The sequence below is a fragment of the Caballeronia sp. LZ016 genome (assembly GCF_031450805.1).
Lineage (GTDB): Bacteria > Pseudomonadota > Gammaproteobacteria > Burkholderiales > Burkholderiaceae > Caballeronia.
Window position 1 is genome coordinate 764,883 of the sequence record NZ_JARTVY010000001.1, and the last position, 25,332, is coordinate 790,214.

Below are 25,332 nucleotides of genomic sequence, written 5' to 3' on the forward strand. Positions count from 1 at the left end.
ATCTCTTTATTCTAAGCCGCGCTCATCGCCCTGAACGGCAAACCGCTGTCCTTTCGACAAAGCTGCGCCGGCAAGGAACTCGCGCACCGGCAGACGCTTGCCGCCAGGCTTTTGCAACTGCGTGAGCCTGAGTGCACCGCTGCCGCACGCGACGACCACCCCTTCCGGCGATACATCCACGATCGCGCCCGGCTCGCCGCTCACGCCGCTCAGAGGCTGGGCGGCCCAAATCTTGATGGCCGCATCGCCGAGCATTCCCGCCGCGCCCGGAAACGGGTCGAAGGCCCGCACCTGCCGCACGAGTTCCTCAGCCGGCCGGCGCCAGTCGAGCGCCGCTTCGTGCTTGGCAATTTTTTCGGCGTAAGTCGTGCCGTCGTCGGGCTGGGGTATCGACGGGAGCGAGCCGTCGCGTTCGAGATCGCGCAAAGCCGCGACGATCAGGTTCGCGCCCATTTCCGCAAGACGGTCGTGCAGCGTGGCAGTGGTGTCGTCGGGACCGATGACGGTGCGCGCTTCGCGGATCATCGCGCCGGTGTCGAGGCCGGCGTCCATCTGCATGAGCGTGATGCCGGTTTCGGTGTCGCCCGCTTCGATCGCACGATGGATCGGCGCGGCTCCGCGCCAGCGCGGCAGCAGCGACGCGTGGATGTTGATCGCGCCACGCGGCGGAATATCGAGCACTTCCTGCGGAAGAATCAGCCCGTAAGCCGCGACGACCATGACATCGTGCGGCGTGGCGCGCAGCAGGTCGATGGCGTCGGCTGCTTCCTGCGGATACTTGCCCGCGCGCCTCAGCGATGTCGGCTGCGCGACCGTCAGCCCATGTTCGAGCGCGAAGCGTTTGACCGGGCTCGCGGTCAGCTTCATGCCGCGTCCGGCGGGCCGGTCGGGCTGAGTCAGCACGAGCGGAACCGTAAATCCGGCCGCATGGATGGCCGCAAGCGCGGCGGCGGCGAATTCAGGTGTACCGGCGAAAACGACGCGCAGCGATTGAGTCATCGATGAAAACTACCTTCAGGCTTACCAGCAAAAAACGTGAATCCAGTGCGTCTTAAAGCGCTTTTTCGAGCTTTTTCATTTTGCCGCGAATGCGCGTCTGCTTCAGCGTCGACAGATATTCGACGAACACGTGCCCCGCCAGATGATCCATCTCGTGCTGGATGCAGACTGCGAGCAGGCCCTCGCAATCCAGTTCGAACGTCTCGCCCTTCTCGTTCAGCGCCTTGACGCGAACCTTGTCGGGACGCTCGACGAAATCGTAAATGCCCGGCACCGAAAGGCAGCCCTCTTCCCACTCCTTCTTGACTTCGCTCGCCCAGACGATCTCCGGGTTGATGAACACCATCAACTGATCGTGGGTGTCCGACACGTCGATGACGATCACGCGCTCGTGCACGTCCACCTGCGTCGCCGCGAGGCCGACGCCGGGCGCGGCATACATGGTCTCGGCCATGTCCGCGACGAGCTTGCGGATGCGGTCGTCCACCACGGCGACGGGCTTCGCCACCTTGTTCAGCCGCTTGTCCGGGTAGTTGAGTATGTTGAGCAGAGCCATGATTCGGATTATCTACGCGCGCTGCGACGCGTGTGAAGTCGGCCATTCGGCCAGGTTGCGGGTAGTTGGCGGCATGCCGAAGATATGCGGGCGAATCCGACGGATTCAACGCCGCCGGCAAGCGGCCGGACAGCGTCGCTACGGTCCGGAAAGCGCGGCCGGGCGACGATTTTTTATATGTACGGGATTAAAAATCTTAACATGACGACCGCCACCCTGCCGACCGATACCGCCGCTCCCGAAACCGTCGCCCCGCCGTCCGGCGCCGATGCCGACGAACTGCGCGCGTGGTTGCGTCTCGCGCATGCGAAAGGGCTGCGGCCGCTGGCGTTGCGCACGCTCCTCGGCGCGTTCGGCGGGCCACTGGAAGTGTTGTCGGAGAGTTTCGCGTCGCTCGCGCAGGTTGCCGGCGAGAACGCGGCGAACGCCGTCGTCGCGCCGCCCGGCGATATCGAAGGCGTGTCTTTCGATGACTATATGGAACAGGTCTGCGAATGGCTGTCGGAGCCGGGCAACCGGATACTGACGCTCGCCGACGCGGACTATCCGCAAGCGCTGCTGACGATGCCCGACCCGCCGCCGCTGCTTTACGCGAAAGGACGGCTGGACGTGCTTCAGACCCGCGCCGTGGCGATCGTCGGCAGCCGGCACGCTTCGCCGCAAGGCGCCGAGGACGCGCGCCGTTTCGCGCGGTCGCTGTCCGACGCGGGGCTGGCGGTCGTGTCGGGGATGGCGCTCGGCATCGACGCGGCTGCGCATCGCGGGGCGCTCGACGGTCGCGTGGGGACCATCGCCGTCATCGGCACGGGCGCGGATCTCGTCTACCCGGCGCAGAATCACACCCTCGCGCATGAGATCGTCCGCGGCGGCGCCATCGTGTCGGAATGGCCGCTCGGCACGCCCGCGCGGTCGGCGAACTTCCCGCAGCGCAACCGGCTGATCGCGGGATTGTCGGGCGGCGTGCTGATCGTGGAAGCAGCGATGCGCTCCGGATCGCTCATCACCGCGCGGCTCGCCAACGAAATGGGGCGCGACGTCTTCGCCATTCCGGGGTCGATTCACGCGCCGCTGTCGCAGGGTTGTCATCGGCTCATCAAGCAAGGCGCGAAGCTCGTCGAAACGCCCGAAGACGTGCTCGAAGAGTTCGGTTTTCCGGCTGCGCGCAGACGCAGAAGCGGCCGCACGGCAGACCTGAAACCCCGACCGGCGAGCGCGTCGTGGGCATCGGCGCGGCTGCCCGGGGCTCAGCCGCCCGCCGACGCCGAACGCGTGCTCGCCGCGCTCGGTCACGCGCCCGCGACGCTTGAAATTCTCGCCGCGCGGACCGGTCTCGACGGAGCCGCGATCCAGGCCGCGCTACTGCAACTCGAACTGGCGGGCGTGGCGACAGCGCTGCCGGGCGGTCGATACGCCGCCCTCGAACGCTCGTGAACTCGCCTCGTGCTACATTCGCGGAAAATCAGCCTGTCACGCCCCCGCTCCACGAAGGATTCGTCAAACGCCATGTCCGCGCTCAATCTCGATACCGATGCCGATCAAATCGCCGAGCGCATCGCCGAGTCCGGCACGCTGTTCGTCGCATGCCTGTGCGCGGAGTGGTGCGGCACGTGCCGTGAGTATCGCGAAGGCTTCGACAGGCTCGCCGCCGCGCATCCGGACATCTGTTTCGCGTGGATCGACATCGAGAATCATGCAGACCGTTTCGACGACCTCGATGTCGAGAATTTTCCGACCATTCTGATCGAGGATTCGGTCACGACCCGCTTCTTTGGCACGGTGCTGCCGCAAGTGTCGATCGTCGAGCGGATGCTCACCGACCTGACCGCGCTGCCGAACATGGCAGGCGCACCGAAGCTGCGTCCGGCGCTTGCTGCCGCGTAGACAAAACCGGGGCATTGCGGGACCCGAAACGGTCGGAAACCGCCGGTTCGGTAAGCGTCCTTATCGACGCCTCGGCGCGCATCGCGCAAAGCCTGTGCTATAAAGCGGTCGTTATGCGGTCCAAACGGGGCCGCTGCCAGACCACAACCCTATTGAGTCATGTCCAAAGCCCTGATCATCGCTGAGAAGCCCTCCGTCGCGAACGACATCGCGCGCGCGCTGGGCGGCTTCACGAAGCATGACGAGTACTACGAGAGCGACGACTACGTCCTCTCGTCCGCGGTCGGCCACCTGCTCGAAATCGCCGCGCCGGAGGAATACGACGTCAAGCGCGGTAAATGGAGCTTCGCGAACCTGCCCGTCATCCCCCCGCATTTCGACCTGAACCCGATCGCGAAAAGCGAATCGCGGCTGAAGGTCTTGACGAAGCTGCTGAAACGCAAGGACATCGACCGGCTCATCAACGCCTGCGACGCGGGGCGCGAGGGTGAGCTGATTTTCCGCCTCATCGCGCAGCACGCGAAGGCGAAGCAGCCGGTCCAGCGCCTCTGGCTCCAGTCGATGACGCCCGCCGCCATCCGTGAAGGCTTCGCGCATCTGCGCAGCGACGCCGACATGCAACCGCTCGCCGACGCCGCCCGTTGCCGTTCCGAAGCCGACTGGCTGGTCGGCATCAACGGCACGCGTGCGATGACCGCGTTCAACAGCAAGGGCGGCGGTTTCTTCCTGACGACAGTTGGCCGCGTTCAGACGCCAACGTTGTCCATCGTCGTCGAACGCGAAGAGAAGATTCGCCGCTTCGTGCCGCGCGACTATTGGGAAGTGCGCGCCGAATTCATCGCGGCGAAGGGTATCTATGAGGGCCGCTGGTTCGATCCGAAGTTCAAGCGCGTCGAGAACGATCCCGAGCAGCGCGACTCGCGCCTCTGGAGCCTCGCGGCGGCGGAATCGGTGGTCGCGGCGTGTCGCGGCAAGACCGGCATCGTCACCGAAGAGTCGAAGCCGTCGACGCAAATGTCGCCGCTGCTCTTCGACCTGACGAGCCTGCAGCGCGAAGCGAACAGCCGCTTCGGCTTCTCGGCGAAGAACACGCTCGGCCTCGCGCAGGCGCTGTATGAAAAGCACAAGGTCCTGACCTACCCGCGTACGGATTCCCGCGCGCTGCCGGAGGACTACCTCGGCACGGTCAAGGAAACGCTGACCATGCTGAAGGAGAGCAACAACTACCTGCCGTTTGCCAAGCAGGTGCTCGATAAGGGCTGGGTCAAGCCGAACAAGCGCATCTTCGACAACTCGAAGATCAGCGATCACTTCGCCATCATCCCCACGCTGCAGGCGCCGAAAGCGCTGTCGGAGCCGGAACAGAAACTGTATGACCTTGTCGTCAAGCGCTTCCTGTCGGTGTTCTTCCCGGCGGCGGAGTACCTGGTGACGACGCGCATCACCGAAGTCGCGGGGCATCACTTCAAGACGGAAGGCAAGGTGCTCGTCGAGCCGGGCTGGCTGCAGGTCTACGGCCGCGAAGCTGCGGGCGAAGACGGCAATCTCGTGCCGGTGCAGAAGGACGAAAAGGTCGATGTCGAGAAGGTCGCCGCGCAAGCGCTCGTGACCAAGCCGCCCGCGCGCTACAACGAAGCGTCGCTGCTCTCGGCGATGGAAGGCGCGGGCAAGCTCGTCGAAGACGAAGAACTGCGGGATGCGATGGCCGCGAAGGGTCTCGGCACGCCGGCGACGCGCGCCGCGATCATCGAAGGGCTGCTCGGCGAGAAGTACATGGTGCGCGAAGGCCGCGAGCTGATTCCGACGGCCAAGGCGTTCCAGTTGATGACGCTTCTTCGCGGCCTGGGCGTTGAAGAGCTCACCGCGCCGGAACTGACCGGCCAGTGGGAGCACAAGCTGTCGCAGATGGAGCGCGGGAATCTGCATCGCGATGCGTTCATGCAGGAAATTGCGCGCATGACGCAGACCATCGTGAAGCGTGCGAAGGAGTACGACTCCGACACCATCCCCGGCGATTACGCGACGCTGGAAACGCCGTGCCCTCATTGCGGCGCGCAGGTGAAGGAGAACTATCGCCGGTTCGCCTGTACGAAGTGCGAATTTTCGATTTCGAAGGTTCCGGGCGGGCGTCAGTTCGAGATTCCGGAAGTCGAGGAATTGCTGCGCGAGAAAACCATCGGGCCGCTTTCCGGCTTCCGCAGCAAGATGGGGCGTCCGTTCTCGGCCATCCTGAAGCTTTCGTTCGACGACGAAATCAAGAACTTCAAGCTGGAATTCGACTTCGGTCAGGACACCGGCGGCGAAGACGGCGAACCGCCCGATTTCTCGGAGCAGACGCCGGTCGGCGCGTGCCCGAAGTGTCAGTCGCGCGTATTCGAGCACGGCATGAGCTACGTCTGCGAGAACTCCGTCGCGAATCCGAAGACCTGCGATTTCCGCTCCGGCAAGGTCATTCTGCAACAGGAAATCGGACGCGAGCAGATGGAAAAGCTGCTGAACGGCGGCCGCACGGATCTGCTGACGAATTTCAAATCGTCGCGGACCGGGCGCAACTTCAAGGCGTTTCTGGTCAAGCAGCCTGACGGAAAGATCGGCTTCGAGTTCGAGAAGAAGGAAGCCAAGCCGGGCGCGAAAACGGCGGCGAAGCGCGGGGCCGCTGCGGAGCCGCAGACCGATACCGCCGACGATGGCGATAGCGATGTCGCCGTAGCCGCGAAGACGACGCGCGCGAAGGCCGCGACGAAGACCGTAGCCGCGAAGAAAGCGCCGGCAAAAAAGGCGGCTGCGAAGAAGGCTGCGACGCGGAAGGCAAGTTGATAGCGCGCCGCCGCGCTAAACGTCCCTGATCGAAAGCACGAAGCCCGCGAAGCGATTCGCGGGCTTTTTTTCTGCTGCCGCCAGCCAGGAAGCACATAGCCCGCGAAAGCAAATCTTGCGGGCCTGTCTCAGCTGAAAAAACTAAAACGGCGACGCCGCCGGCACCCGCCCTCGCGTCCGCGACGGCTTCGACAATTTCGGTCCCAGTTCGCCGTCCATCGAACGCGAGCGCGGCGCGGGGGGCGGCGCTTGCGGTTCATCGGCAGGCTCGTACTGCGCACTGCCGGCAGCCGGCTTGCCCATGCCGTCGCGAATCCATTGCTCGCCAAGCTGATGATTCGGCGTCTGGCTGAAATGCTCGACGAGGTGATCGATGAACGTCCGCACCTTCGCCGGCAGATGCCGCCGGCTCGGATACGCGACGTTGATCTCGACCTGCGGCAACTGATAGTCGCTCAGCAGGCGCACCAGCTGGCCGCGTTTCATGTCGTTGCCGATCAGGTAGCTCGGCAAAATTGCGATCCCCATGCCGAGCAGCGCAAACTGCCGCAGCATCTCGGTATTGTTGGCGATGATCACGTTCGACGGCCGTACGCGCACCTCGCCTTCCGGGCCGGTGAACACGCGTTCGTCGCCCCAGTATTCGGACGGCAGGCTCAGGCACGGATGTTCCAGCAGATGTTCCGGCCGCGTCGGCGTGCCGTGCTTTTCCAGGTACGCCGGCGTGGCGCAGACGGTCATGCAGCCGGTCGTCAGCCGCCGCGTGACGACGCTCGCACTCTTCACCTGCCGCGCAATGACGATGCCGACATCGAAACCTTCCTCCACCAGATCGACCTGGCGGTCCACGAGCGTCACATCGGGGATGACTTTCGGATAGCGCTGCGCGTACGTCTGCAGGACGGGCGCGAGATTGTGAAGACCGAACACGACCGGCGCGACGATGCGCAGTGAGCCGAGCGGCTCATGATTGCGCGCGACGACCATCTGTTCGACGTCCTCGAGTTCATCGAGAATCTGGCGCGCTCGCTCGAGATAGACCTGACCGGATTCGGTAAGCGAAAGGCTGCGCGTGGTGCGATTGAGCAGGCGCGTGCCGAGGCGGCTTTCGAGATCCGCGACGTGCCGCGTCGCGACCGCGTTCGAGATGTCCATCGCGCTCGCGGCCCTGGCAAAACTGCCGAGATCGGCCACGCGGACGAACACTCTCATCGACTGCAAATGATCCATGGGACAACTCCTGCCGCCAGGCGGCTCACAATTCTGCTGCAAGGCAATTCAGAATTATCCTAGGACTGGCGAAATCGTGCAGAAGTTGCGGTTGGCGATTGCCTTTTCGAAAAAAATCGTGGACGAAGCGCGCTCGGCGGGGAAGATACCTTTCCCGCCGACCGCCTTTCAGAACGTTGCATCGACGAGCGATGCACAAGGTTGAAGCATCACGCGGCCAGTCGCTTCTCCATGCCGGCCTTCGCTTCGGGCAGCGCGTCCGGCAGCCCTCGCTGCAGGCGGCTGAACAGTTCGTCGTGCAGCGCGAGTTCATCGCGCCAGGCGGCGTCGTTTACCGAGATGACCTGCTCGAACTGGTCGCGCGTGAAGTCGAGCCCGCCCCAGTCGATGTCCTCGTAACGCGGCGAAATGCCGAACGCGTGCTCTTCACCGCTCGCGGTGCCTTCGATACGGCCGACCATCCAGTTCAGCACGCGCATGTTTTCGCCGAAGCCCGGCCAGACGAACTTGCCGTCGTCGCCCTTGCGGAACCAGTTGACGCAGAAGAACTTCGGCGCCTTCGCGTTCAGCGCTTCGAGGCGTTCGCCGATCTTCAGCCAGTGACCGAAATAGTCGGTCATGTTGTAGCCGCAGAACGGCAGCATGGCGAACGGATCGCGGCGCACGACGCCCTGTTGCCCGGCGGCGGCGGCGGTGGTTTCGGAGCCCATCGTCGCGGCCATGTAGACGCCTTCTTTCCAGTCGCGCGCCTCGGTGACGAGCGGCACGGTCGTCGAGCGGCGTCCGCCGAAGATGAACGCGTCGATCGGCACGCCTGCCGGGTTTTCCCAGTCCGGATCGATCGACGGACATTGCGACGCCGGCGCCGTGAAGCGCGCGTTCGGATGCGCGGCCTTCGCACCGGTTTCCTTGGCGAGCTCGGGCGTCCAGTCGCGGCCCTGCCAGTCGATCAGATGCGCGGGCGGCGAGTCGGTCATGCCTTCCCACCAGACGTCGCCGTCATCGGTCAGCGCGACGTTCGTGAAGATCACGTTCTCCTTGAGCGTCGCCATCGCGTTGAAGTTCGTCTTTTCGCTCGTGCCCGGCGCAACGCCGAAGTAGCCGGCTTCGGGGTTGATCGCGTAGAGGCGGCCGTCTTTACCGGGCTTGATCCACGCGATGTCGTCGCCGATGGTCGTCACCTTCCAGCCGTTCAGGTCTTGCGGCGGGATCAGCATCGCGAAGTTGGTCTTGCCGCACGCCGACGGAAACGCCGCCGCGACGTGATGCTTGCGGCCCTCGGGCGACGTGACGCCGAGAATGAGCATGTGCTCGGCGAGCCAGCCTTCGTCGCGGCCCATCGTCGATGCGATGCGCAGCGCGAAGCACTTCTTGCCCAGCAGCGCGTTGCCGCCGTAGCCGGAGCCGAAGCTCCAGATTTCTCGCGATTCCGGGAAATGCACGATGTACTTCGTGTCGTTGCACGGCCAGGGCACGTCCTTGCGGCCATCGACGAGCGGTGCGCCGACCGAATGCACGCAAGGCACGAATTCGCCTTCCTCACCGAGCACGTCGTAAACCTCGCGGCCCATGCGCGTCATGATGCGCATGTTCGTGACGACGTACGGGCTGTCCGACAACTCGACGCCGATATGCGCGATCGGCGAGCCGAGCGGGCCCATCGAGAACGGCACGACGTACATCGTGCGGCCGCGCATCGCGCCTTCGAACAGGCCGTCGAGCGTCGAGCGCATTTCCTGCGGGTCGATCCAGTTGTTCGTGGGGCCTGCGTCTTCGGCGCGCTCCGAGCAGATAAACGTTCTGTCTTCGACGCGCGCGACGTCCGAGGGATCGGAGCAGGCCAGAAAGGAATTGGGGCGTTTCGCGGGATTGAGCTTCTTCATCGTGCCGGCGGCGACCATCTGTTCGCAGAGGCGGTCGTATTCGGCTTGCGTGCCGTCGCACCAGACGACGCGATCGGGTTTAGTCAGCGCGGCGACGCGTTGAACCCATTCGATCAATCGTCGGTGCCGGACATGGGCCGGCGCGCCTACATCGACGACGTTGTTTTTATTTTCTTCGGCTACTGCGGGCTGGTTCATCGAGCTGTCTCCGTTTCTGCAATGAAAACCGTGAGCCCGGACGCTGCATGCGAGAGGCGTTGGGGCCGGAACCGCCGTGCATTTCGGGAGTAATTCGTCGCACAAAAGACGGTTCCGTTGCCGATTGCGGCGTCATCGGGCCTGATCCCTGCGACGCTGGGCCGTGGCGGCTTGCGTCGCTAAGGAACAAACTGTTAAAAAGAGATACTAAGCGGCCTGTCCCCTTGCGGATTACCGTGTTTTCCGCAATGGCGCCGCGCTTTCTCGTTTTCCAAGCAATCGTCTGCCCGGAAACCGGGAAATCAGCATAACACCGTCATGCCGCGCCGCCTTGATGTCGGGCAGCGAAGATCCATTTCGTGAGATTTAGAGCGGTTTTCTCGGTAATTACCCGAAGTTAATCCGCTCCATTTACGCGAGTCGAACAGATAATGCAGCACGTTTGATGCCTACAAAAAGCCAATCAATGCCCATGAAAATCGCCATTCTCGACGACTACCAGGACGCCGTAAGGAAGCTCGACTGCTTTCATCTTCTCGATGATCACGAAGTGAAAGTCTTTAATAACACGGTGCGTGGACTCGGACAGTTGGCTAGCAGACTGTCGGAAGTGGATGCGCTGGTGCTGATCCGCGAACGCACGCGCATCAGTTCGCAGCTCCTCGATAAATGCCCGAAATTGCGCATGATCAGCCAGACGGGCCGCGCGGGCGGCGGGCATATCGATATCGACGCATGTACGGAACGCGGCATCGCCGTGCTCGAAGGGACCGGATCGCCGGTCGCGCCGGCCGAACTGACGTGGGCGCTGATCATGGCCGCGCAGCGGCGCATTCCGCAATACGTCGCGAATCTGAAGCAGGGCGCGTGGCAGCAGTCGGGGCTGAAGACGTCGGCGCTGCCGCCGAACTTCGGCCTCGGGCAAATGCTGCGCGGGCAGACGCTCGGCATCTGGGGCTACGGAAAGATCGGCCAGCTTGTGGCGGGTTATGGCAAGGCGTTCGGCATGAACGTGCTCGTGCATGGCCGCGAGCATTCGCTGGCGGCGGCGCGCGAGGATGGCTTCGCTGTCGTTGAGAGCCGAGATGCGCTCTTCGAACAAAGCGACGTGCTGACCGTGCATCTGCGCCTGACCGACGAAACGCGCGGCATCGTCCGGACGGATGATCTGATGCGAATGAAGCCGACCGCCCTCTTCGTCAATACGAGCCGCGCCGAACTGCTCGAAGAGAACGCGCTCCTGAACTCGCTGCATCACAACCGGCCGGGGATGGTCGCGGTCGACGTGTACGAAAGCGAGCCGATTCTTCAGGGTTACGGCCTCTTGCGCATGGAGAACGTGATCTGCACGCCGCACATCGGCTACGTGGAGCGCGAGAGCTATGAGCTTTACTTCAGCGCGGCGTTCGGCAACATTCTCGCGTTCGATGCCGGCGATACGTCGAGCGTGTCGAATCCGGAAGCGCTGCAACACGCGCGCCGCCGATAAGCGCAGGCTGCGTCAGGCCGTCGACACGTCGATCGACGGTTCGCAGCGCACCGGAAAATTCACCGAGTTCGCGATGAAGCAGAAGCGGTGCGCCTCTTCGTGCAGGCGCGCCGCGAGGGCCGTATCGCCGCCCGCGCCGATGGTCACGCGCGGGCGCAGCATGACATCGGCGAAGCGGCCGCTTCGGTTGGCGTCTTCCTGCATGATGCCGACGGCGTCATCGACATAGCCGGTCACGACGATCTTGTTGACCGCGCACAGGTGCAGATACCACAGCATGTGGCACGACGACAGCGACGCTACGAACAACTCTTCCGGATTGTGGCGCGCGGCATCGCCGCGAAACGCGGGATCGCTCGATGCCTCGATCGCGGCCTTGTTCGCGACGCGCACCACATGATCGCGCGAGTAGGCATCGTAGGCGGACGTGCCGGAACCGCGATTGCCCGTCCATGCGATGGTGAGTTCGTAGGTGTGCTGCTTCGACACGGCGCGCTCCTTTGTTCCGCTAAGCAACGTGCGATGCGGTCTGCATCAGTCGCGGAAGGCGTTCGAGGAAGTCTTCGCCATCCGCGCGGCCCAGGTCGCAAGCATGCTGCATCTGCGACGGGCTCGTATAGTCCCAGCTCGATATCGGCACCTTGCGCGACGGCTGCACGTAGATGCGCCGCTGCTCGCCATGCGGCACGACGAAGGTGCGCTCGCGCGGATACAGCCGCGTGACCATGACGAGCACCATCCCCGGTGATGCGTCGAGCGCGGAGACCGGGACGTTGTCGACCATGCCGCCATCGAGAACCGGGCGGCCGTTGCGTCGGAGGATCGGCGTGAAAGGCGGCGTGCTCGACGATTGCAGGATCAGATCGGCGAGGTCTTCTATCGTCGCGCATTCCTGCGCCCGCACGAATTCAGGATGGAAGCCGAGCGCCTGACCGAGCGTCGGATGCAGCGTCTTGCGCACGTACTTTTCGATGTTGTACGCGATTAGCCCCGCCGCGACCGCGCTGCGCGCGCCGAGCCAGCGAGGCAAATGCGATACGCCGATGCGGATCTCCGGCGCGGAAGCCAGCTCGTGAAAACGATCGGCGAAGATGTCGAGCAGCGCCTGCCGATAGATGCGGTAATGCGGGAAGACGGACTGCCCGCGCAGCAGGTTGCCCCAGTACGCGTTTTTCGTGTTGCCGCGCAGGGCTTGCGCGTAGTAGTCCATGACCCGGCGCGCGTCGTTCGTGTAGAGCATGCACGCGGTGGCCGCGCCCGCCGAGATGCCCGCGATGATGCGCGGCCTGAGCTTCAATTCCGGCTGGATGACGTCCCAGAAACCGGCTTGCCACCAGCAGCGATTGCCGCCGCCGGCGAATACGACCTGATCGAACATTTATTTGCTAAGGAGCGCGTAGGTTGTCGTGGCGTGGGCGGCGAGGTCGCCGCTGGCGTCGTGCATGTCGATTTCGCCGAACACGAGGTTGCGACCGCGACGCATGACGCGCGCGGTGACGAGCACGTCGCCGGATTTCACCGGGCGCATGAATGTGGTGTTGAGCGAGACGGTGGTCATCGGCGAGAAGCCGCCCATCGTGTGTGAGATGGCGACGACCATCGCGGTATCGGCGGCGGCCATAAAGACCTGGCCGCAGATCACGCCGCCTGCGTGCCGCAGGTGCGCCGAATATGGCAGACGCAGGGTGACGCAGTCATCGCCGATGGATTCGGGGGCAAGCGACAACTCGCGAACCCAGGGCGCCAGGATCTCGTCGAGCAACGCTCGGATGGCGGCTTCGTCCATTTGTTTGGCTCGTGCGGTGAGTGGAGGCGTCATGATACCGGCTCGGGCCTGCGTGCCTTGCGGTCCGCGCGTCATCGCGAGCGCAAAATTTTTCGCGATAGACGCTTGCGCTTTTCGAAATACTCCCGCTATAATTTCGCTTCTGTTGGGGCGTTAGCTCAGTTGGTAGAGCAGCGGACTCTTAATCCGTAGGTCGAGTGTTCGAGTCACTCACGCCCCACCAAAGAATTCGAAAGGCCGGTTAGCGAAAGCTGACCGGCCTTTTTCATTTCCGGCATGTCTTCTTACCCTCGGCCCCTGCCTTAGCGAAACTGTCTCGGTCGACGGCTCTCCATCCCTCCGCTCCCTTCTTTACCGACGCACCCGCCCGCGCCGGGTTTTTCAGACCCGTCCGAACCCCTCGCCTCCTCGAATCGCCTGACAATCGCCTCCCTTCGCCGTCTTGAGTCAGACAAGCGAGCCGATCAACTGCTCATCAACAGTTTTCCATCGGCCAGCAACGCTGCACCACATCGAACCGACGGCGTCTTTCCAGAGGCCAATCCATGAAGTCAATCAAAGCGCGCACAGCGCTCATCACCGCTTCTGTCATTGCAGTCCTGAGCGGTTGCGCGACAGAAGCATCGCGTTCGTTGCCGGTTCCCGAAGTGAGCAGCGCGCGCACGCCGTACGCCGGCAAGCCCGTTGCCGTCTCCATCGGCAAATTCGATAACCGCTCGAGCTACATGCGCGGCGTCTTTTCGGATGGCGTCGATCGCGTCGGCAGCCAGGCAAAGACCATCCTGCAAACGACGTTGCAGCAGAGCCGCCGCTTCACCGTGCTCGACCGCGACAACCTCGGCGAGATCAAGCAGGAAGCCGCCATCGGCAACAAGAGTCAGGCGCTGAAAGGCGCCAACTACGTCATTACCGGCGACGTGACGGAATTCGGCCGCAAGGACGTCGGCGATCATCAACTGTTCGGTGTCCTCGGCAGCGGCAAGACCCAAGTCGCCTACGCGAAGGTCAGTCTCAATATCGTCGATACGACCACCTCCGAAGTCGTCGCATCCAGTCAGGGCGCGGGCGAATACAGCTTGTCGAACCGCGAAGTCATCGGCTTCGGCGGCACCGCGAGCTACGACTCGACGCTCAACGGCAAGGTCCTCGATCTGGCGGTCCAGGAAGCAGTCAATCACCTCGTCGAAAAAGTCGACGCCGGCGCGCTTGAAGCCGCCAAGTAACCGCATCACTCACCAGTCCATTCAAACATGCTTCACAAGAATCACTTTCTGACCGGCCTCGCGCTGCCGGTCGCGGCGGCGTGCGCGCTGCTGACCGGTTGCGCCACGCAGGGCGCTGCGCCGCTGTATCAATGGGACGGCTATCAGCCGCAGGTCTACGAATACTTCAAGGCTCAGAAGAGCCCGACCGAGCAGATCGACGCGCTCGAGAAGGCACGCCAGCAGATCCTCGCGAAGGGCAAGGCGCTGCCGCCGGGCTTCCACGCGCATCTCGGCACGCTGTACGCAAGCATCGGCCAAACCGATTCAGCGCGCCAGGAACTGACCGCCGAGAAAGAACAGTTCCCCGAGTCGTCCGTGTATATGGACTTTTTGTTGAGCCATCTCAAGTAAGCGCCGACCAACCATGACCATGAATTTCTCACGCCGGCTTTTCGCCATGCTCGCCGCATTGCTGATGCTGAGCGCATGCGCCTCGCGCGCACCGCAACAAGCCGACTACACGGCATTCCGCAACAGCAAGCCGCACTCGATTCTCGTGCTGCCGCCCGTCAACCAGACATCCGATATCAACGCGACGCACGGCATGCTGGCGCAAATGACGATGCCGCTCGCCGAAGGCGGCTATTACGTCGTGCCCGTAGCCGAGATGGAGGAAACCTTCAAGCACAACGGCCTGACCACGCCGACCGACATCCAGAACACCGCGCCCGCGAAGCTCCGCGAAATCTTCGGCGCGGATGCCGCCCTGTACACGACCGTCACCAGCTACGGCTCGAAGTTCGTCGTTATCGACAGCAAGACGGTCGTCGCTGCAAATGCGAAGCTGGTCGACCTGCGCTCCGGCGACGAACTCTGGAAGGGAACGGCGACGGCGAACGGCAGTGAAACGGGCTTCAACGTCGGCATGGGCAACGGCAGCCTCGTCGGCATACTCGTTCAGGGCGTCGCGAAGCAGATCACGAATTCGCTGACCGACAAGTCCTTCGATGTCGCCGGCCTCACGAGCCAGCGACTGCTCGCGACAGGTGGCAAGACCGGGCTGCTTTACGGCCCGCGCTCGCCGAAGTTCGGCACCGACTAAAGCGCTGGCGATGGACGCCGTTCATGCGTCCATCGCCCGCCTTCGTCACAGCACTTCCGCTCCCCTCTTCGCCAGCAGTTCCCGCAGCACGGACCGATGGCATCGCGCCTCGTCCTCGCAGTAACACCCCACCGACAGATTCGCCGTATGCGAAAGCGCCGCCAGCAGATCCAGCGATTTGCTCGCGTCCGGCTCCGCCATCTGCGACTTGAACTTCCTCACGAAGTCGCGCCACGCCTTGTCGCTTTCCGCGTGCAACGCCTCCGCCACCAGTTCGGCCGACGGCGACAGGTTCGGATACCACACGTCATAGAAATCGCGGCTCGCGAACTCGGATTTCGGCACGCCGCGCGGCGGACGGCGAACCGTGCCGATACGCAAGCCCTCGTTGTCCGCGCGCGGTGAGCCGAGCCGCACGATTCGAATCGCCATTCGTTGTCTCCTTCCGATCTCGTCGGCACAGCATAACCGCCGCCGATATGCCGATGAAAGCATCGTCGAGCGCGATGCTTCGGCTTCCCGTATCGTGTCGCATTATTCTCCTTCCGCTTAACTACGGAACCGAACGTGTCCGCCGATACCGCTTCCCCGACGCCCCGCGACCCCGACGCGCCGATGACCCCGCTCGAGCGCCGCGGCATGGCCGCGCTTCTGCTCGCCGTCGCGATGGCGACGCTCGACACCGCCATCGCCAATACCGCGCTGCCGGCCATCGCCGCCGATCTTCACGCGACGCCCGCCGCGTCGGTCTGGATCATCAACGCATATCAGCTTGCAATGGTCGCCACGCTGTTGCCGCTTGCCGCGCTGGGCGGAATCGTCGGACATCGGCGGGTTTATCTCGGTGGACTGATTCTGTTCACGATCGCGTCCGCCGTTTGCGCGTTCTCGTGGTCGCTGCCGACGCTCGTCGCGGCGCGCCTTCTGCAAGGGCTCGGCGCCAGCGCGATCATGAGCGTCAACACGGCGCTCATCAGCGCGATTTTTCCGCTGCATCGGCTGGGACGCGGTGTCGGGCTGAATGCGCTGATCGTCGGCACCGCGTTCGCTGTCGGGCCGACCGTCGCGTCGATCGTGCTCTCGCTCGGAACGTGGCCGTGGCTCTTCGCCGTCAATCTGCCGGTCGGCGCGCTCGCACTCTTCATCGCGTGGCCCGCGCTTCCGCAGACGAAGCGCAGCGCGCATGGTTTCGACCGCGTCGCTGCCGCGCTCAACGTGGTCACGTTCGCGGCGCTGATTTTCGCGTTGGGCGAAGCGGCGCAGCGCGCGCCGTCGCGAACCGTGCTGGCGTCGCTCGGCGTGGCGCTCGTCGCGGGCGCGTTGATGCTGCGTCGGGAGCGCGGACACCCCGCGCCGATGCTGCCCGTCGATCTCTTTCGACGCCCGATGTTCGCGCTATCGACGATGACCGCCGTTTGCTCGTTCGCCGCGCAGGGTCTCGCGTTCGTATCGCTGCCGTTCTACTTCGAGGGCGTGCTCGGCCGGACGCAGGTCGAAACCGGCTTCCTGATGACGCCCTGGTCCGTGCTCGTCGCGCTGATGGCGCCGATCGCCGGCCGCCTCTCGGATCGCTATCCGCCCGGTCTGCTCGGCGGGATCGGCCTGGCCATTCTCTGCGCGGGAATGGTGTCGCTCGCGGCGCTGCCGGCGGACCCACATGCGCTCGATATCTGCATTCGCATGTCGATTTGCGGCGCGGGCTTCGGCTTCTTCCAGTCGCCGAACCTGAAAGCGTTCATGGCGAGCGCGCCACGCGAACGCAGCGGAGGCGCGAGCGGCGTCGTTGCCACTGCACGGCTGATTGGTCAGGCGCTCGGCGCGGCGCTGGTGGCGTTGTGTTTCGGGATCGCGGGCAAGCACGGGCCGGGGCTGGCGCTTTCGCTCGGCGCGGGCTTCGCGGGGGCGGCGAGTGTGGCGAGCGGCTTGCGGCTCGTCACGCGTGATCGGAGCGAGGCGCCGGTGAAGATGGCGCGGGAGTGAATGAAAGCGCTGGCGGGTTACACGCGCTTGCGCCGGGTGTCAGTGGCGGGGAGCGCTGGATCAGCCGCGCGAGCTTGCGTGCCGTGCGCGCGACACCGTTCGCGACTTGCGCCGCGTGTCGCCGGCGGAAAGCGCCGGATCGGTCGCGCGACGTGCGCCGTGTCGTCGAGCGAACTTGCAAGCGACTGAGCAGATGACGCTGGAGTGAACAGAAGCGCTCGCGTGTTGTACGCGCTTGCGCCGGGTGTCAATGGCGGAGAGCGCTGGATCAGCCGCGCGAGCTTGCAAGTCGATCCAGCAGATGACGCTGAAGTGAATGAACGCCCTCGCGTGCCGTGCGCGTGACGGTTAGCGGCGCGCGTCTGCGCCGTATCGTCGAGCGGGCTTTCATCGTTAGCGAAGGCTCTATCTTTCGCGGATACCGCCGCTGTCCACGCACGAGCATGCGCCGCCGCGCGACTCACATCCGCCGGACCTTGACCTTGCGTCCCTTGAGCTTCCCGGCGCCCAGCTTGCGCACCGCGTCCTCAGCGACGCCTCGCTCGACTGCGACGTAGGTCACCATATCCATCACGTTGATCTTGCCGATTTGCTCGCCCTTGAAGCCGGCCTCGCCGGTGAGCGCGCCGAGCACGTCGCCGGGGCGGATCTTGTCTTTGCGGCCGCCGAGAATCTGCAGCGTCGCCATCGGCGGCTTCAGGTGCCCCGGTTCCGCCGACGTGAGTTCCGAGAGCGGATGCCACTCCACTTCTGCCCGCTGCGCTTCCTCGATTGCACCGACGCGCCCCATCTCGTCCATGCTCGCCAGCGACAGCGCCCAGCCTTCCTCGCCCGCGCGCCCTGTCCGGCCGATGCGATGCACGTGCACCTCGGGATCGGGCGTCACATCGACGTTGATGACGGCCTCCAGTTGCGCGATGTCGAGCCCGCGGGCGGCGACATCCGTTGCGACGAGCACCGAGCAGCTGCGATTGGCGAACTGCACGAGGACCTGATCGCGCTCGCGCTGATCGAGTTCGCCGTGCAGGGTCAGCGCTTCGAAGCCTTGTGCGCGCAGCACATCGAGCAGATCGCGGCATTGCTGCTTCGTGTTGCAGAACGCCAGCGTGCTGACGGGGCGATAGTGGTCGAGCAGCAGGCCGACCGCGTGCAACCGTTCGTGATCCTCGACCTGATAGAAACGCTGCTTGATTTTCGCGTTGCTGTGCTGCTCGGTGAGCTTGACCTCGCGCTGATTGCGCAGGAACTGCTGACTCAGTTTGACGATGCCTTCGGGATATGTCGCCGAGAACAGCAAGGTCTGCCGATCCTTCGGACATTGCCGCGCCACCGATGCGATATCGTCGAAGAAGCCCATGTCGAGCATGCGATCGGCTTCATCGAGGACGAGCGTGCGGACGGCATCGAGCGAGAGCGTCTCCCGCTGCAGATGGTCCATGATGCGCCCCGGCGTCCCCACGACGATATGCGCGCCGTGTTCGAGGCTCGCGATTTGCGGACGCATTGGCGTGCCGCCGCATAGCGTCAGCACCTTGATGTTGTCTTCCGCGCGCGCGAGGCGGCGGATTTCCTGCGTGACCTGATCGGCGAGTTCGCGCGTGGGGCAAAGCACGAGCGCTTGCACCGCGAACTGGGCGGCGTCGAGCCGGGCGAGCAGCGGCAGCGTGAAGGCGGCGGTTTTGCCGCTGCCGGTTTTGGCCTGCGCGATGAGATCGTGTCCCGCGAGCGCGTGCGGCAGGCTGGCGGCCTGGATCGGCGTCATCGACGTGTAGCCGAGTTGTTGCAGGTTGGCCTGCATCGCTGGCGTGAGCGGCAGGCTGGCAAAGGATGATTCGGTCGTCATGGTGTTAGCGCTTGCCGTAGGGCGGGATTTCGGTGACTTGCTCGTACGTGGTTTCGCCTTCCTTTGTCTGGTGGCGTGTCACGTAGTTGCGTGCGCCGCACATCGGGCAGCGGAATAGCAGGCCCTGGCCTTCGTTGTGAATGTCGACGTCGGAGAGCTTCCAGTCTGCGCCGCAGGACTGGTTTCGGCAGGTGAACATGGTGGGGGCGCGTGGCGCGATGAAGTGGGGTAAAGCGAGAGTGTACGCGGGTCGGACGATGGTGCGGTCCCGGCTGGGGGCAAGCCGACTGCGTGATGGTGCGTCCGTGGTCAGCCTTGGCGCGCGGGCGCGACGATAGCCGCGCGCCCGCGCACCGGCCCGAACGATGTCAGATGCTCATCGGTCAACTTGGTCGGTCACTGGAGACAACGACTCAGCGAGCTTCGTCAGTCTCACGAACTCGGCACGATAGCCAAATTCATCGCTTGCCTTGGCCGCGTTCGCCCACTTGGCGATGGAAGACCACGGCGTCGATGTCAACGCCGGATTACCGCGCAGCTTTTGACCATATGCGGCCACCGCGGCGAGAAAGCGCGTCTCGCTGGAAGCGCTGTCGAACGATGCGCGAAGCGCCGTCTCGTCGAGCGGCAGTGAAACCAGGTTACTGCGGCTGCCAGCCGGACTCTTCCAGCGCAGTTTGAGATAGGCGAGTTCCGAGCCGTGACTGCCCGAATCGCGCTTGTCCGCTTGATAGCGCGATGGATCGATGCTCGGCTGTTGCCCCTTCAACGTTAGTTCGTACAGCACAGTGACGCGTTTGCCTGCGCCGATATCGCCGGCATCGACCTTGTCGTCGTTGAACGCTTCGTTGGTCAACTGACGCTTCTCGTAGCCGATCTGGCGATACTCGATCACCTGAGCGGGATTGAACTCGATCTGCGCTTTCACGTCCTTCGCGACGGTCACGAGCGTCGACTGCATCTCGTCGTGCAGCACCTTGTTCGCTTCCGACAGCGAATCGATGTAACTGTAGTTGCCGTTTCCTGCGTCCGCGACCTGCACCATCATCGCGTCGTTGAAGTTCGAATCGCCGACGCCCAGCGTCGACAGAGTGACGCCCGACTCTCGTTCGTGTTTGATCATGTCGGTCAGCGCCTCGGTGCTCGTGACGCCGACATTGAAGTCGCCATCCGTCGCGAGCAGCACGCGATTGACGCCGCGCTTGATGAACCCTCGTCGCGCCATCTGATAGGCCAACTGCAGGCCGGACGCGCCCGCCGTTCCTCCGCCAGCCTCCAATCGATCGATCGCGGCTTCGATCTTGTCGATTTCCGTGCCCGACGTCGGCTCGAGCACGACCTGCGTGCCGTCCGCGTACGTGACCAGCGAGACGGTGTCCTTAGCGCGCAATTGCCTCGTCAGCAACTTGAGTGCGGACTTGATCAAAGGCAGACGTTCGGCGGAATTCATGGAGCCGGACACGTCGACGAGAAAGACGAGGTTCGATGCCGGCACGGACTGTTTGCCGTCGTTCAACGCTTGCACGTTGACGCGGAGCAAGGTCTTGCCACTGTTCCATGGGCTAGGCGCGAGTTCGTAGTCGACGGCGAAAGGAGAATCGCCCAGCCGCTTGCCGGCGCCGCCTTCCGACGGGAAGTAGTTGACGAGTTCCTCGACGCGGACGGCGTCTGCGGGAGGCATTTGGCCTTGATTCAGGAAGCGCCGGACGTTGGCATAGCTGCCAGTATCCATGTCGAGGCTGAACGTGGTCAGGGGATGCTCGGCGACCTGCCTGATGCCGTTGTCGTCGTAGCGTTTGTATTGTGCGGTGTCTTGCACGGCGGGGCTGACGTACGCGGGCGGCGACACAAGCTTCATCGCCATGATGACAGGCGGCTGAGGCGGAGCGGGGCTTACTGCTTGCACCGCTGATGGAGCGGGAAGTGGCACTTGAGCCTGGGGTAGAGCGCTTCGCTGCTGCGCGACCTGCCTGTCTGCCGGCTGCGTGCCGCAACCGCTCAGCCATGTGACGATCGCACAAACGAGCCAACCGTATCGAGTTATTTTTCTCACGATGCTTCCTAGAATGATGCCCGGCATTGCACGGACGGAATTCCCGCTTGCGACGCCTTTTCGAAGGACAGCAAGCGAAACGACCCGGGATTAAACGGGGCAGCATCAGAATGGGAAAGCGGAATCGTCTGAAAAACGAAGACGTGGTTACGGATAGCGGCGGGTCGTGTCCGGGGACGTTAGCGCCGCGTGGGGCTTGCGACGCCGCAGGGAGCGGTGGCTTGGAAGGCTGATGCGGTTGGGAGCGCGAGGTGGCAAGTCATCGCTCCACTGAGGCAAGTCCATTCGATGCGATTACTTGTCGTCCTGCTGGCGAGGATAGCTCAGAGAACTCGTGTACGAATTTTGATGCAACGGCCGCGCCTTGCTATGGCGCGGCCCCGGGGAAAGTGATCTATCGATTCATTACCGACTGATCGTCGATCTTCGCTTACCCCTCAAACATCAATATTCCCCGCCCGCAACGCATTGCTCTCGATAAACGCCCGGCGCGGCTCCACGTCATCGCCCATGAGCGTCGTAAAGATGCCATCCGCGGCAATTGCATCTTCGATCTGCACGCGCAGCAGCCGCCGCACATTGGGGTCCATCGTCGTTTCCCAGAGTTGCTCGGGATTCATCTCGCCCAAGCCCTTATAACGCTGCTTGGAAACGTTGCGCTCGGCATCCGCGATCAGCCACTTCATCGCGTTCTTGAAGTCGGACACCGCCATCGACCGTTCGCCGCGCTTGATCAGCGCACCTTCGCCGATCAAACCCTTGAACGTATCCGCCGTCGAAACGAGCTGCTTATAGTCCGCGGTCAACTGAAGGTCTTCATCGAAAACAGAAACCTTCACATTGCCGTGATGACGCCGCTTGATATGCAGCGAGCGCACTTCGCGCACCTGATCGTAAGCCGACTCGACGCTGACCTCCGGCTTGAGCGGATCAGCACGCAGCCGCTCCTCCAGCCGCTTCGCCGATGCCTCCGCCAGTTCCTGCGACGAAAGATCGATCACCACGCCATCCATCACCGCTTCGAGCGCGGCGGCATCGTAGATACGGCTCAGTCGATCCACCACCGCCTGCGCCAGCAAATACGCGCGCGCAAGTTCGCCGAGCGCATCGCCGCTGATGCCTTCCGCGCCTTCACTCGGAATCAATTCCGAGCCGTTCAGCGCCAGCTTCAACATGTGCTGATTGAGCTCGTGCGCGTCCTTCATATACCGCTCGTCCTTGCCCGCCTTGATCTTGTACAGCGGCGGCTGCGCGATGTAGATGTACCCGCGCTCGACGATCTCGGGCATCTGCCGATAAAAGAACGTCAGCAGCAGCGTGCGGATGTGCGCGCCGTCCACGTCCGCATCCGTCATGATGATGATGCGGTGATAACGCAGCTTGTCCAAGTTGTAGTCGTCCTTACCGATGCCACAGCCCAGCGCCGTCACCAGCGTCACGATCTGCTCGGACGAAATCAGCTTGTCGAAGCGCGCCTTCTCCACGTTCAGCACCTTGCCGCGCAACGGCAAGATTGCCTGGAACTTGCGGTCGCGTCCCTGCTTCGCCGACCCGCCCGCCGAGTCGCCCTCGACGATATAAATCTCCGACTTCGCCGGATCCTTCTCCTGGCAATCCGCGAGCTTGCCCGGCAAGCCGATGCCGTCGAGCACGCCCTTGCGTCGCGTCATTTCGCGGGCCTTGCGCGCGGCATCGCGCGCACGCGCGGCATCGACGATCTTGCCGGTGATGATCTTCGCGTCGTTCGGCGTTTCCTGCAGATAGTCTTCCAGCGCCTTCGCGACGACCTCCTCCACCGGCGCGCGCACTTCCGACGACACCAGCTTGTCCTTCGTCTGCGAGCTGAACTTCGGCTCGGGCACCTTCACCGACAACACGCACGACAAGCCCTCGCGCATGTCGTCGCCGGTCGTCTCGACCTTCGCCTTCTTCGCAATCTCGTTGTCCGTGATGTACTTGTTGATGACGCGCGTCATCGCCGCGCGCAGGCCGGTCAGGTGGGTGCCGCCATCGCGCTGCGGAATGTTGTTCGTGAAGCAGAGCACGCTTTCGTTGAAGCTGTCGTTCCACTGCATCGCCACTTCCACGGTCACGTTCTCGCGCTCGCCGGTCGCGTGGAATACGGTCGGATGCAGCACTTGCTTCTGCTTGTTGATGTATTCGACGAAGCCCTTCACGCCCCCCGCGAACGCGAAGTCATCTTCCTTGCCCGTGCGCAAGTCCGTCAGGCGGATACGCACGCCGTTATTCAGGAAGGACAGCTCGCGCATGCGCTTGGCAAGAATGTCGTAGTGAAATTCGACATTGCCGAAGATGGTCGCATCCGCCAGAAAGTGCACCTCGGTGCCGCGGTTTTCCGTATCGCCGACGACGGGCATCGGCGAATACTGCACGCCGTCTTCCTCGACGATCTCGCGGTTCTGCACGACGCCGCGCGCAAATTCCATGAAATGCTTCTTGCCGTCGCGGCGCACCGTGAGGCGCAGCCATTCGGACAGCGCGTTCACACACGACACGCCCACGCCGTGCAGGCCGCCCGACACCTTGTAGCTGTTCTGATCGAACTTGCCGCCTGCGTGCAGCTCCGTCATCACGATCTCAGCGGCGCTGCGCTTCGGATCGTGCTTGTCGTCGCGCTTCAGGCCCGTGGGCACGCCGCGGCCGTTGTCCGTCACCGAGATGGAGTTGTCCGCGTGAATGGTCACGTGGATGTCGTCGCAATAGCCGGCGAGCGCTTCGTCGATGGAGTTGTCCAGCACTTCGAAGACGAGGTGATGCAGACCGGTGCCATCCGACGTATCGCCGATATACATGCCAGGGCGCTTGCGCACCGCTTCCAGACCTTCGAGGATCTGAATGGACGATGCGCCGTAGCTGTTGTCGGGCTGCGAATTTGTGTTTTCAGTCATGGATTTCTTCCGGTTCTGCGTCACTGCTTCGGTTACTGCTCGAACTTTTCAAAACACCTTAAAAACGCCAAAGGGGCGCGCCGCCCCTTGGAGTGTCATCGGTATCGGCGCGCGTCAGATGCGCATCGGCATCACCACGTACTTGAATTCCTCGTTCTCGGGAATCGTAATGAGCGCGCTGGAATTGGCGTCGCCAAGCGCGACTTGCAGCGTGTCGACCTTCAGATTCGCGAGCACGTCGAGCAGGTACGTGACGTTGAATCCGATGTCGACGGTATCGCCCTGATATGCGATCTCGAGTTCTTCCTGCGCCTCTTCCTGATCCGCGTTAGTCGACATGATTTTGAGCTGGCCCGGCTCGATCAGGCAGCGCACGCCCTTGAACTTGTCGGAGGTCAGAATGGCCGCGCGCTGCAGCGAGCGCTGCAACTCCTCACGGCCGATTTCGAACGTGTTCTTGTGCGACTTCGGAATGACGCGCTGAAAGTCCGGGAACTTGCCTTCGACCAGCTTCGACACCAGTTCGACCTGGCCGAAGGTGAACTTCACCTGCGTCGCGGCGATATCGATCTTGAGCGTGTCGTCGATGTCCTCCAGCAAACGCTGCAGTTCCAGAATGGTCTTTCGCGGAATGATGACTTCCTGACGCGGGAACGCGCCGCCGTCGATTTTCATCGACGAGAACGCGAGGCGGTGGCCATCCGTTGCGACGGCCATGAGCTGGTCGCCATCCACCACGAGCAGCATGCCGTTCAGGTAGTAGCGAATGTCCTGCTGGGCCATCGCGAAGTACACCATGCCGAGCAGCTGGCGGAACGTCTTCTGCGGAACCGACAGGCTCGCGCCGAAGTCAGTAGCCTGGTTGACCGTGGGAAATTCGTCTGCGGCGAGCGTCTGCAGCGCGAAACGGCTCTTGCCCGAGCGCACCGTGAGGCGCTTGTCGGAGAGGTCGAGCGCGACTTCGCCGGAGGGCATCGCGCGCAGAATGTCGAGCAGCTTGCGCGCAGCGACGGTGGTCGCAACCTGATCGCCGCCGACGCCGAAATCCGCGCGCGTGGTGATCTGAAGTTCGAGGTCCGTCGAGAGGAACGACACGTCGGCGCCGTTCTTGGTGATGAGCAGATTCGCGAGGATAGGCAACGTGTGGCGGCGTTCCACGATACCGCTCACGGTTTGCAGCGGCCTTAGAAGATTATCTCGTTCGGTCTTGACCAGTTGCATAGAGTTCCTTCATTGATGTGACGGCCTGTCCAGCGGTTTGCCACCGCTGCTTCGTCCTGCACCGCCGGACAACCTCGTAACACGCGTTGCCGGCCCCCCGCCGGTCACTCGCGAAAGCTTGCGCTCGAGAACCGCCCAGGCCAACGGACGGCAAACCTGTATTGTGCCTGAAAACGGAAC

Annotated in this window: 22 protein-coding genes and 1 tRNA gene; 10 read left to right on the plus strand and 13 right to left on the minus strand. The window is 63.4% G+C overall.

What is annotated here, in order from left to right; genetic code table 11:
* Positions 1-6: 6 nt before the first annotated feature.
* Positions 7-999, minus strand: a complete 993-nt coding sequence (gene fmt / locus P9220_RS03610) for a methionyl-tRNA formyltransferase (RefSeq protein WP_309763626.1) — start codon at positions 997-999, stop codon at positions 7-9.
* 52 nt (positions 1,000-1,051) lie between these two features.
* Positions 1,052-1,555, minus strand: a complete 504-nt coding sequence (gene def / locus P9220_RS03615; protein ID WP_309763627.1) for a peptide deformylase — start codon at positions 1,553-1,555, stop codon at positions 1,052-1,054.
* 201 nt (positions 1,556-1,756) lie between these two features.
* Here def and dprA point away from each other — a divergent pair, with 201 nt between their 5' ends.
* The 3 genes from dprA to P9220_RS03630 all read left to right on the plus strand — a co-directional run bounded on the left by dprA (position 1,757) and on the right by P9220_RS03630 (position 6,253).
* Entirely contained in the window at positions 1,757-2,986 is a 1,230-nt protein-coding gene (dprA, locus tag P9220_RS03620) for a DNA-processing protein DprA (protein ID WP_309763628.1), read from the plus strand.
* Between the two features lie 72 nt (positions 2,987-3,058).
* Positions 3,059-3,436: a thioredoxin family protein gene (locus tag P9220_RS03625; RefSeq protein WP_309763629.1), complete on the plus strand. Its 378-nt coding sequence runs from the start codon at positions 3,059-3,061 to the stop codon at positions 3,434-3,436.
* A gap of 159 nt (positions 3,437-3,595) precedes the next feature.
* Entirely contained in the window at positions 3,596-6,253 is a 2,658-nt protein-coding gene (locus P9220_RS03630; RefSeq protein WP_309763630.1) for a DNA topoisomerase III, read from the plus strand.
* Positions 6,254-6,394: 141 nt separating this feature from the next.
* Here P9220_RS03630 and P9220_RS03635 read toward each other — a convergent pair whose 3' ends face one another.
* Positions 6,395-7,483, minus strand: a complete 1,089-nt coding sequence (locus P9220_RS03635; protein WP_309763631.1) for a LysR family transcriptional regulator — start codon at positions 7,481-7,483, stop codon at positions 6,395-6,397.
* On the opposite strand from P9220_RS03635, the gene P9220_RS03640 reads away from it, so the two are divergent.
* A complete protein-coding gene (locus P9220_RS03640) occupies positions 7,482-7,688 on the plus strand; it encodes a hypothetical protein (RefSeq protein WP_309763632.1) in 207 nt (68 codons plus the stop codon). The two genes, P9220_RS03635 and P9220_RS03640, sit on opposite strands and share 2 nt — an antisense overlap.
* Before the next feature lie 4 nt (positions 7,689-7,692).
* Here the strand turns inward: P9220_RS03640 and P9220_RS03645 are convergent, their stop codons facing one another.
* Complete coding sequence (locus P9220_RS03645) at positions 7,693-9,564, minus strand: phosphoenolpyruvate carboxykinase (GTP) (RefSeq protein ID WP_309763633.1); 1,872 nt, start codon at positions 9,562-9,564, stop codon at positions 7,693-7,695.
* 472 nt (positions 9,565-10,036) lie between these two features.
* Between P9220_RS03645 and P9220_RS03650 the strand changes: the two genes are divergently transcribed.
* On the plus strand, positions 10,037-11,053 hold the full coding sequence (locus P9220_RS03650; protein ID WP_309765368.1) for a D-2-hydroxyacid dehydrogenase family protein: 1,017 nt from the start codon (positions 10,037-10,039) through the stop codon (positions 11,051-11,053).
* Positions 11,054-11,065: 12 nt separating this feature from the next.
* On the opposite strand, the gene P9220_RS03655 is transcribed toward P9220_RS03650, so the two are convergent.
* Genes P9220_RS03655 through P9220_RS03665 form a run of 3 tightly spaced genes read right to left on the minus strand, consistent with a single transcriptional unit; the run spans position 11,066 to position 12,839 of the window.
* Complete coding sequence (locus P9220_RS03655; RefSeq protein ID WP_309763634.1) at positions 11,066-11,542, minus strand: OsmC family protein; 477 nt, start codon at positions 11,540-11,542, stop codon at positions 11,066-11,068.
* 19 nt (positions 11,543-11,561) lie between these two features.
* Complete coding sequence (locus tag P9220_RS03660; RefSeq protein ID WP_309763635.1) at positions 11,562-12,431, minus strand: patatin-like phospholipase family protein; 870 nt, start codon at positions 12,429-12,431, stop codon at positions 11,562-11,564.
* Complete coding sequence (locus tag P9220_RS03665) at positions 12,432-12,839, minus strand: PaaI family thioesterase (RefSeq protein ID WP_309763636.1); 408 nt, start codon at positions 12,837-12,839, stop codon at positions 12,432-12,434.
* 147 nt (positions 12,840-12,986) lie between these two features.
* Here P9220_RS03665 and P9220_RS03670 point away from each other — a divergent pair.
* The 4 genes from P9220_RS03670 to P9220_RS03685 all read left to right on the plus strand — a co-directional run bounded on the left by P9220_RS03670 (position 12,987) and on the right by P9220_RS03685 (position 15,146).
* Positions 12,987-13,062, plus strand: a tRNA-Lys gene (locus P9220_RS03670).
* A 322-nt stretch (positions 13,063-13,384) separates the two neighbouring features.
* Entirely contained in the window at positions 13,385-14,062 is a 678-nt protein-coding gene (locus tag P9220_RS03675; RefSeq protein ID WP_309763637.1) for a CsgG/HfaB family protein, read from the plus strand.
* Positions 14,063-14,089: 27 nt separating this feature from the next.
* Positions 14,090-14,455 (plus strand): DUF4810 domain-containing protein, encoded by a 366-nt coding sequence (locus tag P9220_RS03680; RefSeq protein ID WP_309763638.1) that lies wholly within the window; start codon positions 14,090-14,092, stop codon positions 14,453-14,455.
* Between the two features lie 13 nt (positions 14,456-14,468).
* Positions 14,469-15,146, plus strand: coding sequence for a DUF799 domain-containing protein (locus P9220_RS03685; protein WP_309763639.1), 678 nt, complete (start codon positions 14,469-14,471; stop codon positions 15,144-15,146).
* Positions 15,147-15,191: 45 nt separating this feature from the next.
* Here P9220_RS03685 and P9220_RS03690 read toward each other — a convergent pair whose 3' ends face one another.
* Positions 15,192-15,578, minus strand: a complete 387-nt coding sequence (locus P9220_RS03690; RefSeq protein ID WP_309763640.1) for a DUF488 family protein — start codon at positions 15,576-15,578, stop codon at positions 15,192-15,194.
* 183 nt (positions 15,579-15,761) lie between these two features.
* On the opposite strand from P9220_RS03690, the gene P9220_RS03695 reads away from it, so the two are divergent.
* Positions 15,762-17,126: an MFS transporter gene (locus P9220_RS03695; protein WP_309765369.1), complete on the plus strand. Its 1,365-nt coding sequence runs from the start codon at positions 15,762-15,764 to the stop codon at positions 17,124-17,126.
* 460 nt (positions 17,127-17,586) lie between these two features.
* On the opposite strand, the gene dbpA is transcribed toward P9220_RS03695, so the two are convergent.
* From dbpA to dnaN, 5 genes are all read right to left on the minus strand, one after another.
* The gene (dbpA, locus tag P9220_RS03700) at positions 17,587-18,969 is read right to left on the minus strand and encodes an ATP-dependent RNA helicase DbpA (protein ID WP_309763641.1); all 1,383 of its coding nucleotides are present in this window, start codon (positions 18,967-18,969) and stop codon (positions 17,587-17,589) included.
* Positions 18,970-18,973: 4 nt separating this feature from the next.
* The gene (locus P9220_RS03705) at positions 18,974-19,168 is read right to left on the minus strand and encodes a hypothetical protein (RefSeq protein WP_309763642.1); all 195 of its coding nucleotides are present in this window, start codon (positions 19,166-19,168) and stop codon (positions 18,974-18,976) included.
* A 177-nt stretch (positions 19,169-19,345) separates the two neighbouring features.
* Positions 19,346-20,833: a VWA domain-containing protein gene (locus P9220_RS03710; RefSeq protein WP_309763643.1), complete on the minus strand. Its 1,488-nt coding sequence runs from the start codon at positions 20,831-20,833 to the stop codon at positions 19,346-19,348.
* A 626-nt stretch (positions 20,834-21,459) separates the two neighbouring features.
* On the minus strand, positions 21,460-23,931 hold the full coding sequence (gene gyrB / locus P9220_RS03715) for a DNA topoisomerase (ATP-hydrolyzing) subunit B (RefSeq protein ID WP_309763644.1): 2,472 nt from the start codon (positions 23,929-23,931) through the stop codon (positions 21,460-21,462).
* 114 nt (positions 23,932-24,045) lie between these two features.
* Positions 24,046-25,152 carry a DNA polymerase III subunit beta gene (gene dnaN, locus P9220_RS03720; protein ID WP_040053225.1) on the minus strand — a complete coding sequence of 369 codons (1,107 nt, stop codon included), beginning with the start codon at positions 25,150-25,152 and terminating at the stop codon, positions 24,046-24,048.
* Positions 25,153-25,332: the final 180 nt, after the last annotated feature.